Origin of the sequence: Pseudomonas sp. Larv2_ips (assembly GCF_963879675.1) — a bacterium.
Lineage (GTDB): Bacteria > Pseudomonadota > Gammaproteobacteria > Pseudomonadales > Pseudomonadaceae > Aquipseudomonas.
This window is the reverse complement of record NZ_CAWOAW010000014.1, coordinates 728,870-743,392: the sequence shown is the minus strand read 5'-3', so window position 1 is coordinate 743,392 and position 14,523 is coordinate 728,870. Positions and strand designations below refer to the sequence as shown.

The 14,523-nt window shown below is 61.7% G+C and carries 11 protein-coding genes; 4 read left to right on the top strand and 7 right to left on the bottom strand.

Features of this window, described 5'->3' with window-relative positions; genetic code table 11:
• Window positions 1-43 precede the first annotated feature (43 nt).
• The 7 genes from cmk to mtnA all read right to left on the bottom strand — a co-directional run bounded on the left by cmk (window position 44) and on the right by mtnA (window position 10,653).
• Window positions 44-733 (bottom strand): (d)CMP kinase, encoded by a 690-nt coding sequence (gene cmk / locus AACV02_RS09900; protein WP_016971485.1) that lies wholly within the window; start codon window positions 731-733, stop codon window positions 44-46.
• On the bottom strand, window positions 730-2,940 hold the full coding sequence (locus tag AACV02_RS09895; RefSeq protein ID WP_234452488.1) for a bifunctional prephenate dehydrogenase/3-phosphoshikimate 1-carboxyvinyltransferase: 2,211 nt from the start codon (window positions 2,938-2,940) through the stop codon (window positions 730-732). The genes cmk and AACV02_RS09895 overlap by 4 nt, the downstream gene beginning before the upstream one ends.
• Window positions 2,941-2,968: 28 nt before the next feature.
• The gene (hisC, locus tag AACV02_RS09890) at window positions 2,969-4,081 is read right to left on the bottom strand and encodes a histidinol-phosphate transaminase (protein WP_119739277.1); all 1,113 of its coding nucleotides are present in this window, start codon (window positions 4,079-4,081) and stop codon (window positions 2,969-2,971) included.
• Window positions 4,082-4,090: 9 nt separating this feature from the next.
• The gene (gene pheA, locus AACV02_RS09885; RefSeq protein WP_003172650.1) at window positions 4,091-5,185 is read right to left on the bottom strand and encodes a prephenate dehydratase; all 1,095 of its coding nucleotides are present in this window, start codon (window positions 5,183-5,185) and stop codon (window positions 4,091-4,093) included.
• The gene (gene serC, locus AACV02_RS09880) at window positions 5,185-6,270 is read right to left on the bottom strand and encodes a 3-phosphoserine/phosphohydroxythreonine transaminase (RefSeq protein WP_106576872.1); all 1,086 of its coding nucleotides are present in this window, start codon (window positions 6,268-6,270) and stop codon (window positions 5,185-5,187) included. The genes pheA and serC overlap by 1 nt, the downstream gene beginning before the upstream one ends.
• A gap of 231 nt (window positions 6,271-6,501) precedes the next feature.
• A complete protein-coding gene (gene gyrA, locus AACV02_RS09875) occupies window positions 6,502-9,159 on the bottom strand; it encodes a DNA gyrase subunit A (protein WP_106576873.1) in 2,658 nt (885 codons plus the stop codon).
• Between the two features lie 423 nt (window positions 9,160-9,582).
• Entirely contained in the window at window positions 9,583-10,653 is a 1,071-nt protein-coding gene (mtnA, locus tag AACV02_RS09870; RefSeq protein ID WP_119739274.1) for an S-methyl-5-thioribose-1-phosphate isomerase, read from the bottom strand.
• Window positions 10,654-10,762: 109 nt separating this feature from the next.
• Here mtnA and AACV02_RS09865 point away from each other — a divergent pair, with 109 nt between their 5' ends.
• The 4 genes from AACV02_RS09865 (at window position 10,763) to AACV02_RS09850 (ending at window position 14,450) form a co-directional block, all read left to right on the top strand.
• On the top strand, window positions 10,763-12,094 hold the full coding sequence (locus AACV02_RS09865; RefSeq protein ID WP_119739272.1) for a TRZ/ATZ family hydrolase: 1,332 nt from the start codon (window positions 10,763-10,765) through the stop codon (window positions 12,092-12,094).
• 63 nt (window positions 12,095-12,157) lie between these two features.
• Window positions 12,158-12,856: a bifunctional 2-polyprenyl-6-hydroxyphenol methylase/3-demethylubiquinol 3-O-methyltransferase UbiG gene (gene ubiG / locus AACV02_RS09860; RefSeq protein WP_003189760.1), complete on the top strand. Its 699-nt coding sequence runs from the start codon at window positions 12,158-12,160 to the stop codon at window positions 12,854-12,856.
• Window positions 12,857-12,860: 4 nt separating this feature from the next.
• On the top strand, window positions 12,861-13,532 hold the full coding sequence (mupP, locus tag AACV02_RS09855) for an N-acetylmuramic acid 6-phosphate phosphatase MupP (protein ID WP_106576876.1): 672 nt from the start codon (window positions 12,861-12,863) through the stop codon (window positions 13,530-13,532).
• A 177-nt stretch (window positions 13,533-13,709) separates the two neighbouring features.
• On the top strand, window positions 13,710-14,450 hold the full coding sequence (locus AACV02_RS09850) for a YciK family oxidoreductase (RefSeq protein ID WP_119739270.1): 741 nt from the start codon (window positions 13,710-13,712) through the stop codon (window positions 14,448-14,450).
• Window positions 14,451-14,523 lie beyond the last annotated feature (73 nt).

The window sequence follows — 14,523 nt, the reverse complement described above, 5'->3', positions numbered from 1 at the left end:
GAAGCACCGCAGGACTATGACTGGTCCCCTGCAGCCTTCTTGGTCACCCGGCGATATCGCGAATGGCGATTTCACTCAAGATGCGTTCCAGCACCTGCTCGATGGATAACTCCGTGGAATCCAGCTGTATGGCGTCAGCCGCCGGCTTGAGCGGGGCTACCGCACGCTGGGTATCACGCTCATCGCGTGCACGGATCTCATCTAGCAGACTCGACAGACTAACACCATCGACTTTGCCCTTCAACTGCAAGTAACGGCGGCGCGCCCGCTCTTCGGCGCTGGCGGTCAGGAAAATCTTCAACGGCGCATCTGGAAACACCACGGTGCCCATGTCGCGACCATCCGCGACCAGGCCCGGCGGCTCCTGAAACGCCCGCTGGCGCTGCAGCAGCGCGTCCCGCACGGCCGGCAGCGCGGCAACCTGTGAGGCCCAGGAGCCAACTTGTTCGTTACGCAAATCATCGGTCACATCATCGCCTTCGAGGATGATGCGTTGCGGATGACCTTCCGTCGCGCCGACGAACTGCACATCAAGATGCGCCGCCAGCAGCTTCAGGGATTCTTCGTTGGTCAGGTCGACGCCATGGTTACGCGCGGCAAAGGCCAGCAAACGGTACAGCGCGCCGGAGTCCAGCAGGCACCAGCCCAGGCGCTTGGCCAGAATGCCGGCAATCGTGCCTTTGCCCGAGCCGCTTGGCCCGTCGATGGTAATCACCGGTGCTTTGATATTCACAATTGAGCCTCTTGGGCAACACGAATGCCGACATGGGCACACAGTGTAAGAAAGTTCGGAAAAGATGTAGCCACATTGGCACAGTCACGGATACGAATCGGCGCTGTCGCCCGCAGCGACGCCACACTGAAGGCCATGGCAATCCGGTGATCGCCATGGGAATGCACCTCGCCGCCGCCTATCAGGCCACCGTCAATGATAATCCCATCAGGTGTCGGTTCACACTTCACGCCCAATGCCAGCAGACCGTCGGCCATTACCTGGATACGGTCGGATTCCTTCACGCGCAATTCTGCAGCGCCGCGCAACACGGTACGGCCCTGAGCACAGGCCGCCGCGATGAACAACACCGGAAACTCATCAATCGCCAGCGGCACCAACGCCTCAGGAATCTCGATTCCGTTCAGCGCAGCAGCACGCACGCGCAGATCGGCGACCGGCTCACCGCCGACCTCACGCAGGTTTTCCAGCGTGATGTCCGCGCCCATCAGCCGCAGGATATCGATCACGCCGGTCCGTGTCGGATTGATCCCCACATGCTCCAGCAACAGCTCGGAGCCTTCGGCAATCGACGCCGCGACCAGAAAGAATGCAGAAGAAGAAATGTCCCCCGGCACCTCAATATGCGTGGCGGTCAACGCATGGCCTGACTCGACCGACACCGTAGCGCCCTGCACCTGCACCGGATAACCGAAGCCGCGCAGCATGCGCTCGGTGTGGTCACGGGTCGGCGCAGGCTCGGTCACCGACGTTTTACCCTCGGCATACAAGCCCGCCAGCAACAGGCAGGATTTGACCTGTGCACTGGCCATTGGCAGCGTATAGGTCAGACCTTTTAATGCCTGACCTCCACGAATAGTCAACGGCGGACGCCCTTCCGGCCCGGTTTCAATCACCGCGCCCATTTCGCGCAGCGGCTTGGCCACGCGGCTCATCGGGCGCTTGGACAGCGAGGCATCGCCGGTCAACACACTGTCAAAGCGCTGCGCCGCCAGCAAGCCGGACAACAGGCGCATCGATGTTCCGGAGTTGCCCAGGTAGATCGGCCCCGGCGCCGGCTTCAAGCCATGCAGGCCAACACCATGGATGATCACGCGCCCATGGTGCGGCCCCTCAATCACCACGCCCATGTCGCGAAACGCCTGCAAGGTCGCCAGGGCATCTTCGCCCTCAAGGAAACCCTCAACCTCGGTCACGCCATCGGCCAATGAGCCGAGCATGATCGAGCGATGAGAGATCGACTTGTCGCCCGGCACCCGAATCTGTCCGCTCAAGCGACCACCCGGGCTGGCGAGGAAGGTCTGCTCATCGGCGTTCACAGCAGTTTCCATATAGGCCCGGCGCGCCAGAATTTTGCTGAAATGTTCACGCGCCACCCGCGCACGGGTAAACACGCCCAATAATTGATGGCCATCCCCGGCATCGACCGCATCGCGCAAGGCGTCGAGGTCGCTGCGGAAAGTGTCCAGGGTGCGCAACACCGCCTCGCGATTGGCAAGGAAGATGTCATGCCACATCACCGGATCACTGCCGGCGATACGCGTGAAATCGCGGAACCCCCCGGCGGCGTAGCGGAAAATATCGAGATTTTCGTTACGTTTAGCCAGCGAGTCCACCAGACCAAAAGCCAGCAGATGCGGCAAATGACTGGTCGCCGCCAGCACTTCGTCGTGACGCTCGACCTGCATATGCTCGACATCGGCACCCAGCTCGCGCCATAAGCGATCGACCACAGCCAAGGCTGCCGGGTCGGTTTGCTCAAGCGGCGTCAGGATCACTTTATGACGACGGAACAACTGCGCATTGGACGCCTCGACACCACTCTGCTCGGAACCGGCAATCGGGTGGCCCGGTACAAACCGCGCCGGCATGCCGCCAAACGCCCGTTGCGCCGCGCGCACCACATTGCCTTTGGCACTGCCGACATCCGTGAGAATCGCCTGCCCCAAGTCCATGCCGGCCAGCAAGGCCAGCAGCTTCTCCATCGCCAGAATCGGCACCGCGAGCTGGATCACGTCCGCCCCCTGGCACGCCAGCGCCAGGTCTGCTTCACAGCGATCCACCACGCCCAACTCAACCGCCAACTTGCGCGATTGCGGGTCCAGGTCCACACCGACCACTTCACCGCACAGCCCGCTTTCGCGCAGGCCTTTGGCAAACGAGCCGCCGATCAATCCCAGACCCACCACCACCAGGCGACCGATCATAGGCACAGCAGGTTGCAATGCAGTGACATCAACCACGAGCCAGAACCTTGGCCAATGCCTCCAGGAAGCGGCTGTTTTCCGCCGGCAAACCGATGGTGATACGCAGGTGGTTCGGCATGCCGTAGTTGGCCACCGGACGCACGATCACGCCTTCGCGCAGCAGCCCCTGGAATACCGGGGCGGCGACTTGAGCGAGGTCGACGCAAATGAAGTTGCCCTTGGACGGAATCCAGCCCAGACCCAACTCACGGAAGCCTTCCTGCAGTTGCAGCATGCCGCTTTCGTTGATGCGACGACCCTCTTCCAGGTATTCCGCGTCCTTCACCGCCGCACACGCCGCCGCCAGGGCAAGGCTGTTGACGTTGAACGGTTGGCGCACGCGGTTCAGCACATCAGCCACCACCGCCGTCGACAAGCCGTAGCCAACCCGCAACGAGGCCAGGCCGTAGGCCTTGGAGAAGGTGCGTGACACCAGCAGGTTCGGGTACGCCGCGAGAAAATCCAGGCCATCCGGCAGGTCGCTGCCTTCGGCGTACTCGATGTAGGCCTCGTCCAGCACCACCAGCACATGTTCCGGCACGTCCTGCAGGAAGTCGTTCAACGCCTGGGCATCGAACCAGGTGCCAGTCGGGTTATTCGGGTTGGCGATAAACACCACGCGGGTCTGGGCGTCGATGGCCGCCAGCATGGCCGGCAGGTCGTGACCCCAGTCCTTGGCCGGAATAACCCGCGCGTCGGCGCCGACTGCCTGAGTGACGATCGGGTAGACGGCAAACGCGTGCTCGCTGAACACGGCATTCAGGCCAGGTGCCAGGTAGGCACGGCCGACCAATTCAAGGATGTCGTTGGAGCCGTTACCCAGGGTCACCTGGTTCAACTCGACCCGGCAGTTTTCCGCCAGCAGGGACTTGAGGGCAAAGCCATTACCGTCCGGGTAGCGGGTCAGCTCGGCCAACTCCTCACGAATCGCCGCCAGCACCTTGGGGCTCGGGCCCAGCGGGTTTTCGTTGCTGGCCAGCTTGACGATCTTCGACGGGTCCAGGTTCAACTCACGCGCCAGCTCGTCCACGGGCTTGCCGGGAACGTAAGGCGACAGTTGTTGCACGCCCGGCTGAGCCAGGGCGAGGAAGTTGCCACTCATGTTAAAGCCTCACAAAACCGCTTTCGGGTAAGAGCCCAGCACCTTGAGTGCCACGGCTTCCTGACTGATTTTCTCCAGCACACCTTTAACCAATGGGTCGCGGTGATGGCCGATGAAGTCGATAAAGAACACATAAGTCCATTTACCGCTGCGCGAAGGACGTGTCTCGATTCGCGTCAGGTCAATCCCGTTGTCGTGGAACGGCACCAGCAGCTCATGCAGCGCACCGGGCTTGTTGCTCATGGAGACAATGATAGAGGTCTTGTCGTCGCCGGTCGGCGGCACTTCCTGGCTGCCAATCATCAAGAAACGCGTGGAGTTGTCCGGGCGGTCCTCGATCTTCTCGGCCAGGCGCGTCAGGCCATACAGGCCTGCAGCCATGTCACCGGCGATCGCGGCCGAATTCCACTCGCCCTTGACCCGCTTTGCCGCTTCGGCGTTGCTGGACACCGCCACGCGCTCGACGTTCGGGTAATGCGCGTCCAGCCACTTGCGGCACTGGGCCAGTGACTGGGCGTGGGAATAGATGCGGCTGATGCTGTCGGTCTTGGTGTTCTCGCCCACCAACAAGTGGTGGTGAATACGCAGCTCGACCTCTCCGCAGATCACCATGTCGTGCTCAAGGAAGCTGTCCAGCGTGTGGTTGACCGCGCCTTCGGTGGAGTTTTCCACGGGCACCACGCCAAAGTTCACCGCACCCGCCGCCACTTCACGGAACACTTCGTCAATCGCTGCCATCGGCTTGCTGATCACCGCGTGGCCGAAATGCTTCATGGCCGCCGCTTGCGTGAAAGTGCCTTCCGGGCCGAGGTACGCGACTTTCAACGGCTGCTCGAGGGCCAGGCACGAGGACATGATTTCACGGAACAACCGCGCCATTTCTTCGTTGCCCAACGGCCCCTTGTTGCGCTCCATTACGCGCTTGAGCACCTGGGCTTCGCGCTCAGGCCGGTAGAAAACCGGCACTTCACCTTCAGCCAGGGATGCCATTTTTACCCGTGCCACTTCCTGGGCGCACCGCGCGCGCTCACTGATCAGCTCCAGGACTTTCTCGTCCAGGCTGTCAATGCGTACACGCAGGGCCTTGAGTTCTTGCTCAGACATTAGCCGTGTTCCTTTTCGAACTCTGCCATGTAGGCAACCAGCGCGTTGATCGCGTTGATGTCGACAGCGTTGTAGATGGAGGCGCGCATGCCACCGACCGAACGGTGGCCCTTGAGGTTCAGCAGGCCACGTGCGTCGGCACCGGCCAGGAACGGCTTGTCCAGGCGGTCATCAGCCAGACGGAACGGCACGTTCATCCACGAGCGGTCAGTGAGGTTGATTGGGTTGCTGTACAGGCCGCTGGCGTCAATGAAGTCGTACAGGGTGCGCTTCTTCTCTTCGTTGAGCTTGCCCATGGCGGCGACACCGCCCTGCTCCTTGAGCCACTCGAACACCAGGCCAGACAAATACCAGGCGAAGGCCGGCGGCGTGTTGTACATCGAGCCGTTGTCAGCCGCGACCTTGTAGTTGAGCATGGTCGGGCACACCGAACGGGCGCGACCCAGCAAGTCTTCACGGATGATGTTGACCAGGATGCCGCTCGGGCCGATGTTCTTCTGCGCCCCGGCGTAGATCATGCCGTACTTGGACACATCGATCGGGCGCGAGAGGATGTCCGAGGACATGTCGCACACCAACGGCACATCGCCCACTTCCGGCACCCAGTCAAACTCCAGGCCGCCGATGGTTTCGTTGGCGACGTAGTGAACGTAGGCCGCATCCGCAGACAGCTTCCACTCGTTCTGACCCGGAATGGCGAAGTAATCGTAAGGCTTGGCGGTGCCTGCAACATTGACGTGGCCGTAACGCGAGGCCTCTTCAATGGCCTTCTGGCCCCAGATACCGGTGTCGATATAGTCGGCCGTGCCGCCTTCGGGCAGCAGGTTCAGCGGCAGTTGAGCAAACTGCTGGCTCGCGCCGCCTTGCAGGAACAGCACTTTGTAGTTTGAGGGGATGTCCAGCAAGTCGCGCAGATCCTGCTCGGCCTTGGTGGCAATGGACACGAACTCATCGCTGCGATGGCTCATTTCCATCACGGAGAGGCCTTTTCCATGCCAGTCGAGGAGTTCACCCTGCGCGCGCTGCAGGACTGCTTCAGGAAGCGCCGCGGGGCCGGCACAGAAGTTATAGGCTCTCTTGCTCACATCCAATCTCACTCTGATCTGGTGGTAGTCACACAAACATATCAGCCGACACCCAATCCAATGTGGGAGCGGGCTTGCTCGCGAAAGCGATCCAACAGGCGACATCTCTTGTGAATGTCAGTCCGCTTTCGCGAGCAAGCCCGTTCCCACACTCGATCTCCACAGCTGTCGATATTTCCGTTCGGACAAACAACAAGGGGGCGAATCTTCATCCGCCCCCTGTGTGTCCGCTTATTCCTGCGGTTCTTCTTCGTCTGCGGCAGCATCGAGGGTTGGCTCGTCGACGTTGTCATCGCCAGCTGCGATCACCTCGCCGTCGAATTCCTCACCTTCTTCCAGCTCTTCGCCTTCAACTTCCGACGGTTCCTGCACACGCTCCAGGCCGACCAGTTTTTCATCCTTGGCCAGCTTGATCAGGGTCACACCCTGGGTGTTACGGCCCAGGCTCGACACTTCGGCCACACGGGTACGCACCAGGGTGCCCTGGTCGGAAATCAGCATGATTTCCTCGCCATCGAGCACCTGCACCGCGCCGACCAGACGGCCGTTGCGATCGTTGCTGACCATGGCGATAACGCCCTGGCCGCCACGCTTGTACTCCGGGAACTCGGTGATCGCGGTGCGCTTGCCATAACCACGCGCCGAAGCGGTGAGGATCTGGCTGCCTTCTTCCGGAATCAGCATCGAAATCAGCTTCTGCCCTTCTGGCAGACGCATGCCGCGCACACCGCGGGCGGTACGGCCCATGGCACGTACGTCGGATTCCTTGAAGCGCGTTACTTTGCCGCCGTCGGAGAACAGCATGACTTCACGCTCGCCGTCGGTGATGGCAGCGGAGATCAGCACGTCGCCTTCGTCCAGTTCCAGGGCGATCAGGCCCACGCTGCGCTGACGGCTGAAGGATTCCAGCGGGGTCTTCTTCACGGTGCCTTTGGCGGTGGCCATGAAGATGAAGTGACCTTCGGTGTACTCATCGACCGGCAGCATGGTGGTGATGTATTCGTCACTGTCCAGCGGCAGCAGGTTGACCAACGGGCGACCACGGGCGGCACGCGAGGCTTCCGGGATTTCGTAGGTTTTCAGCCAGTACACTTTGCCTTTGCTGGAGAACAGCAGCAGCGTGGTGTGGCTGTTGGCGACCAGCAGGTGAGCAATGTAGTCCTCATCCTTCACGCCGGTAGCCGATTTGCCTTTACCGCCACGACGCTGGGCCTGGTACGCAGCCAACGGCTGGGTCTTGGCATAGCCACCGTGGGAGATGGTCACCACGCGCTCTTCTTCCGGGATCATGTCACCCAGGGTCAGGTCGAGACGGGCGTCAAGGATTTCGGTGCGACGCACATCGCCGTATTCGGCGCGGATCACTTCCAGTTCTTCGCGGATCACTTCCATCAGGCGCACGGCGCTGCTGAGGATGCGGATCAACTCGCCGATCTGGTTGAGAATTTCCTGGTACTCAGCCAGCAGCTTCTCGTGCTCCAGACCGGTCAGGCGGTGCAGGCGCAGTTCCAGAATGGCCTGGGCCTGTTCCGGCGACAGGAAATACTTGCCGTCACGCAGACCGTATTGCGGGTCGAGGGTCTCAGGGCGGCACGAGTCGGCGCCGGCGCGCTCAACCATCGCCACAACGGCGCTGGATTCCCACGGCATCTTGATCAGCGCTTCTTTAGCTTCCGACGGCGTCGGCGAAGCCTTGATCAGGGCGATGACCGGGTCGATGTTCGACAGAGCAACGGCCTGGCCTTCGAGGATGTGACCACGTTCGCGCGCTTTACGCAGTTCGAACACGGTACGGCGGGTAACCACTTCGCGGCGGTGACGCACGAAGGCTTCCAGCAGATCCTTGAGGTTCAGGATGCGCGGACGGCCGTCGATCAGTGCAACCACGTTGATGCCAAACACGCTCTGCAGCTGGGTCTGGGCGTAGAGGTTGTTGAGGATCACCTCAGGCACTTCGCCACGACGCAGCTCGATCACCACGCGCATACCGTCTTTGTCGGACTCGTCGCGCAGCTCGGTGATGCCTTCCAGCTTCTTCTCTTTAACCAGCTCGGCGATCTTTTCGATCAGACGCGCCTTGTTCAACTGGTAAGGCAGCTCGGTGATGACGATCTGCTGACGGCCACCGACCTTGTCGATGTCTTCGATGATCGAGCGGGCGCGCATGTAAATGCGGCCGCGACCGGTGCGGTAGGCTTCGATGATGCCGGCGCGACCGTTGATGATCGCGGCGGTCGGGAAGTCCGGACCGGGGATGTATTGCATCAGCTCATCGACGGTCAGCTCGGGGTTGTCGATAAGTGCCAGGCAACCGTCGATGACTTCACCGAGGTTGTGGGGCGGGATGTTGGTCGCCATGCCCACGGCGATACCGCTGGAGCCGTTGACCAGCAGATTGGGGATCTTGGTCGGCATGACAGCCGGGATCATTTCAGTGCCGTCGTAGTTCGGCACCCAGTCCACGGTTTCTTTGTGCAGGTCGGCCAGCAGCTCGTGCGCCAGCTTGGTCATGCGCACTTCGGTGTATCGCATGGCCGCAGCGTTGTCGCCGTCGACCGAACCGAAGTTGCCCTGGCCGTCTACCAGCAGGTAGCGCAGGGAAAACGGCTGCGCCATCCGAACGATGGTGTCGTACACCGCAGTGTCGCCGTGAGGGTGATACTTACCGATCACGTCACCGACAACACGGGCAGATTTCTTGTACGGCTTGTTCCAGTCGTTACCCAGCTCGCTCATCGCGAACAGCACACGCCGGTGCACGGGCTTCAAGCCATCGCGCGCATCAGGCAGTGCCCGCCCGACAATTACGCTCATCGCGTAGTCGAGGTAGGACTGTTTCAGCTCGTCTTCGATATTGACCGGGAGGATTTCTTTGGCCAGTTCGCCCATGAGAAGCCTGATTCCTTTTTCGGGTGAAACCTCGTCACATCCTATGGGACGAACGAAGCTCGCCGCTGCCGGCAGAGTGCCTGACAACGACTTACGACAAATCAACGAGTTATGACACGGATCTGCACGTTATGGGCAGCCCCTTGAGGCAGCCCTGGAAACCGCCGGATGTTATCACAATCGCCGCCACGCACCTATCCCCCAGATGCGCATGGAGCATAGTAAGTTGACGGATGACGGGCCTGAGGGCGACGAGAGGGGCTCAGAGGTGGGGTGGTGCTGTTTTTTGAGGGCAGATCCAAGGGTTTTATTGACTTATAGGGCCAATCGGGGGCAAGCGCCCTCCCACACTCGACGTGTGAACACAGTCAAAATGTGGGAGGGGCTTGCCCCCGATAGCAGCCTGACAGTCACCAACCCCCCTCAATGCAGGCGCTTACGGCACATCAACTTGGCCAGCTTGGCGGTGTCCGGGCGCTCGACGATGCCTTTTTCGGTCACGATCACATCAATCAGATCAGCCGGGGTGACATCGAACACGGGATTCAAAGCTGCCACATCCAACTGTTGCCCCATGACGTCCAGCAACTCACCGGGATCACGCTCCTCCAGGGCGACGTCTTCGCCCGTGGCCATCATCAAATCGAGTGTCGAGCTGGGCGCCACCACCATAAAGCGCACGCCATGGTGCATCGCGCACACGGCCAACTGATACGTGCCGATCGTGCCGACCACATCACCGTTGGCGGCAATGCAGTCGGCGCCGACCACCACCCACGTCACGCCCTTGGTTTTGAGGATATGCGCGCCAGCCGAGTCAGCATTCACCGTGACCGCAATACCCTCGCCTGCCAGCTCCCACGCCGTCAGCCGCGAACCCTGCAGCCAGGGGCGCGTCTCGTTGACATAGACATGCTCGACCAACCCTTCCAGAAACGCGGCGCGTATCACCCCCAGGGCCGTGCCGACCCCGCCTGTGGCCAGTGCGCCGGCATTGCCGTGGGTCAGGATCGCCTGGGCGTTGCCCTGGTGCTTGCGAATCCGCTCGAGGCCCAGCTGGGCCATGACCACATTGGCCTCTCGATCACTTTCATGGATCGCAATCGCTTCCGCTTCCAGCGCCGCCAGCGGGTCGGCGTGCTTCTTGATGCGGTCCAGGCGATCGCGCATGCGCTTCAAGGCCCAGAACAGGTTCGCGGCTGTCGGACGGCTATCAGCCAACAGTGCGTAGTCTTCTTCCCACGCGGCCTGCCAGTCGCCGCCTTCAGCGATGCGTTCACGCGCGGCGAGCACCAGGCCATAGGCGGCGCTGATACCAATGGCCGGCGCGCCGCGCACCACCATCGTGCGTATGGCATCGGCCACTTCAACCACAGTGGTGCAGGCAACCCAGGACTCCCGAGACGGCAAGGCACGCTGATCGAGCAGGTGCAGCGCGCCATCACGCCATTCGATGGCCTTCACTTTCTCCGCTGCTAACAGTCGGTCGCGCATCCCTTACCCCGCACTCATGAACAAAAGCCGCCGATTATAGCGATCCGCCAGCCAGGACGCTCGGGTATACTTCGCCCTTCTTTTATAGCTGCCCGGGAAGAAGCCTGCGATGACCTCCACTGCCGCCCCGCTCGACTTATTGCTGCTGCCGACTTGGCTGGTACCTGTCGAACCTGCCGGCGTGGTGCTCAAGGAACATGGCCTGGGCATCCGCGATGGTCGCATCGCCTTTATCGGGCCACGGGCCGCGGCATTGAAGCTGGCCGCCACCGAGGTGCGCGAGCTGCCGGGCATGCTGCTCAGCCCGGGCTTGATCAACGCCCACGGCCATGCGGCGATGAGCCTGTTTCGCGGGCTGGCCGACGATCTGCCGCTGATGACCTGGTTGGAAAAACACATCTGGCCCGCCGAAGCCAAATGGGTCGATGAAGCCTTCGTGCGCGACGGCACCGACCTGGCCATCGCCGAGCAGCTCAAGGGCGGCATCACCTGCTTCTGCGACATGTACTTCTACCCCAAGGTCGCCAGCGACTGCGTGCACAACAGCGGCATGCGCGCGCAGATCGCGATTCCGATCCTCGACTTCCCGATTCCCGGCGCCAGCACGGCCGACGAGGCGATTCGCCAGGGCGTCGAGCTGTTCGGCGACCTCAAGCATCATCCGCGCATCCGGATCACCTTCGGTCCCCACGCGCCGTACACCGTGTGCGATGAAAACCTGGAAAAAATCCGGATAATTGCCGAAGAGCTGGACGCCTCGATCCACATGCACGTGCACGAAACCGCCTTCGAAGTGCAGCAAGCCGTCGAGCAGACCGGCGAACGCCCGCTGGCGCGCCTGGGCCGCCTCGGCCTGCTCGGTCCACGCTTCCAGGCCGTTCATATGACCCAAATCAGCGAGGACGACCTGGCTTTGCTGGTAGAAAGCAACACCAGCGTCATCCATTGCCCGGAATCGAACCTGAAACTGGCCAGCGGCTTTTGCCCGGTGGAGCGTCTGTGGCAGGCTGGCGTCAACGTGGCGATCGGCACCGACGGCGCCGCCAGCAACAATGACCTCGACCTGCTGGGCGAAACCCGCACCGCCGCCATGCTGGCCAAAGCCGTCGCCGGTTCGGCCACGGCCCTGGACGCCCACCGCGCCCTGCGCATGGCCACGCTCAACGGCGCGCGCGCCATGGGCCTGGAAAGCGAGATTGGCTCGCTGGAGGTCGGCAAGGCTGCCGACATCGTGGCCTTTGATCTTTCAGGGCTGGCGCAACAACCGATCTACGATCCGGTCTCACAGCTTATCTATGCCACCGGACGCGATTGCGTGAAACACCTTTGGGTCGCCGGCAAGCAGTTGCTCGACGACCGGCAATTGACCCGCATGGATGAACAACAGTTGACCGCCACGGCCATTGCCTGGGGCCATCGCATCAGCGGGCACAGCGAATAACGCAGGGTTTGCACCTACGCTTGAACACCTGCAAACCGATTTATCAGATTTAGAGGATTCACCATGAGCAACGTCGACCACGCCGAAATCGCCAAATTCGAAGCCCTGGCTCACCGCTGGTGGGACCGCGAAAGCGAGTTCAAACCCCTGCATGACATCAACCCGCTGCGGGTCAACTGGATTGACGAACGCGTCAACCTGGCCGGCAAAAAGGTACTCGACGTCGGTTGTGGCGGCGGCATCCTCAGCGAAGCGATGGCCCAGCGTGGCGCCACCGTGATGGGCATCGACATGGGCGAAGCCCCACTGGCCGTCGCGCAACTGCACCAGCTGGAATCCGGCGTGAGCGTGGAATACCGCCAGATCACCGCCGAAGCCCTGGCCGAGGAAATGCCCGAGCAGTTCGACGTGGTCACCTGCCTTGAGATGCTCGAGCACGTGCCAGACCCCTCCTCGGTGATCCGCGCCTGTTTCCGCATGGTCAAGCCAGGCGGCCAGGTGTTCTTCTCCACCATCAACCGCAACCCCAAGGCCTACCTGTTCGCGATCATCGGCGCCGAATACATCATGAAGTTGCTGCCGCGCGGCACCCACGACTTCAAGAAATTCATCCGCCCTTCCGAGCTGGGCGCCTGGAGCCGCCAGGCCGGGCTGACCGTCAAAGACATCATCGGCCTGACCTACAACCCGCTGACCAAGCACTACAAGCTGGCCAACGACGTTGACGTCAACTACATGATCCAGACCCTGCGCGAGGAGTAAGCCTGTGAAGTTGCGAGCGGTTCTCTTCGATATGGACGGTACGTTGCTGGACACCGCGCCGGACTTCATCGCGATCTGCCAGGCGATGCGCGCCGACCGCGGCCTGGCGCCGATCAACGACCAGCACATCCGCGATGAAATCTCCGGCGGCGCGCGGGCGATGGTTGCCGTGACGTTCTCGATGGACCCGGAATCCCCAGGCTTTGAAGCCCTGCGCCTGGAGTTTCTGGAGCGCTACCTCAAGGGCTGCGCGATCCACAGCAAGCTCTTCGACGGCATGGAAGAACTGCTGCAGGACATCGAAAAATCCAACCTGGTCTGGGGCGTGGTCACCAACAAGCCGCTGCGCTTTGCCGAACCGATCATGCAGCAACTGGGCCTGGCCGAGCGTTCGGCGCTGCTGATCTGCCCGGACCACGTGAAGAACAGCAAGCCAGACCCGGAACCGCTGATCCTGGCGTGCAAGATGCTCGACCTGGACCCTGCCAGCGTGCTGTTCGTGGGCGATGACCTGCGCGATATCGAGTCCGGCCGCGACGCCGGCACCCGCACCGCAGCGGTCACGTTCGGCTACATCCACCCGGACGACAACCCCCGCAACTGGGGCGCCGACGTGGTCGTGGACCACCCGTTGGAGCTGCGCAAGGTGCTGGATAACGCACTGTGCAGTTGCTGATTGTTAGACGATCTCGCCAACACTGAGATCAATGTGGGAGCTGGCCTGCCTGCGACAGCGGTCTGCCAGCCAGCCCATCTGGAGACAGGCACTGTGCTATCGCAGACAAGCCAGCTCCCACCTGAAATGGATTCCACTTCAAGAGCTGTAACATCTTGAATTCTGTCGAGGCTATTTATGTTTGATTACTGCGCACGTCCAGAATTGCTCAAAGGCCGGGTGATCCTGGTGACCGGCGCCGGTCGCGGGATTGGCGCGGCGGCGGCAAAAACCTACGCCGCCCATGGCGCTACCGTGCTGTTGCTGGGCAAAACCGAAGCCAACCTGGCTCAGGTGTATGACGAAATCGAAGCGGCAGGCCAACCGCAACCGGTGGTGATTCCGTTCAACCTCGAGACCGCCCTGCCCCATCAATACGATGAGCTGGCCGCGATGATCGAAAAGGAGTTCGGCCGCCTCGACGGCCTGCTGCACAACGCCTCGATCATCGGCCCACGCACGCCGATCGAGCAGCTGTCCGGTGAGAATTTCATGCGGGTGATGCACGTCAACGTCAACGCAATGTTCATGCTGACCAGCACGCTGCTGCCGCTGCTCAAGCTGTCCCAGGATGCGTCGGTGGTGTTCACCTCCAGCAGCGTCGGGCGCAAGGGCCGTGCCTACTGGGGCGCGTACGGCGTGTCGAAGTTCGCGACTGAAGGCTTGATGCAAACCCTGGCCGATGAGTTGGAGGATGTCGCGTCGGTGCGCTCCAACAGCATCAACCCAGGCGGCACCCGCACCAGCATGCGTGCACAGGCGTATCCAGGCGAAAACCCGATGGAAAGGCCGGCGCCGGAAGACATCATGCCGGTGTACCTGTACCTGATGGGGCCGGACAGCGCGGGCGTCAATGGGCAGGCGTTTGATGCGCAGTAAAACCTGACACAGCACAAATCAAACTGTGGAACCGGGTTTAAGTGGGAGCTGGCTTGCCTGCGATGGCCTCACC

Excerpts from the sequence above, each read along its gene's own strand:
- hisC (WP_119739277.1), bottom strand. The coding sequence starts at position 4,081 with ATGAGTGGCAACTTCCTCGCCCTGGCTCAGCCGGGCGTGCAACAACTG.
- gyrA (WP_106576873.1), bottom strand. The coding sequence starts at position 9,159 with ATGGGCGAACTGGCCAAAGAAATCCTCCCGGTCAATATCGAAGACGAG.
- AACV02_RS09850 (WP_119739270.1), top strand. The coding sequence starts at position 13,710 with ATGTTTGATTACTGCGCACGTCCAGAATTGCTCAAAGGCCGGGTGATC.
- mtnA (WP_119739274.1), bottom strand. The coding sequence starts at position 10,653 with ATGCGCGACCGACTGTTAGCAGCGGAGAAAGTGAAGGCCATCGAATGG.
- AACV02_RS09895 (WP_234452488.1), bottom strand. The coding sequence starts at position 2,940 with ATGATCGGTCGCCTGGTGGTGGTGGGTCTGGGATTGATCGGCGGCTCG.
- pheA (WP_003172650.1), bottom strand. The coding sequence starts at position 5,185 with ATGTCTGAGCAAGAACTCAAGGCCCTGCGTGTACGCATTGACAGCCTG.
- ubiG (WP_003189760.1), top strand. The coding sequence starts at position 12,158 with ATGAGCAACGTCGACCACGCCGAAATCGCCAAATTCGAAGCCCTGGCT.
- AACV02_RS09865 (WP_119739272.1), top strand. The coding sequence starts at position 10,763 with ATGACCTCCACTGCCGCCCCGCTCGACTTATTGCTGCTGCCGACTTGG.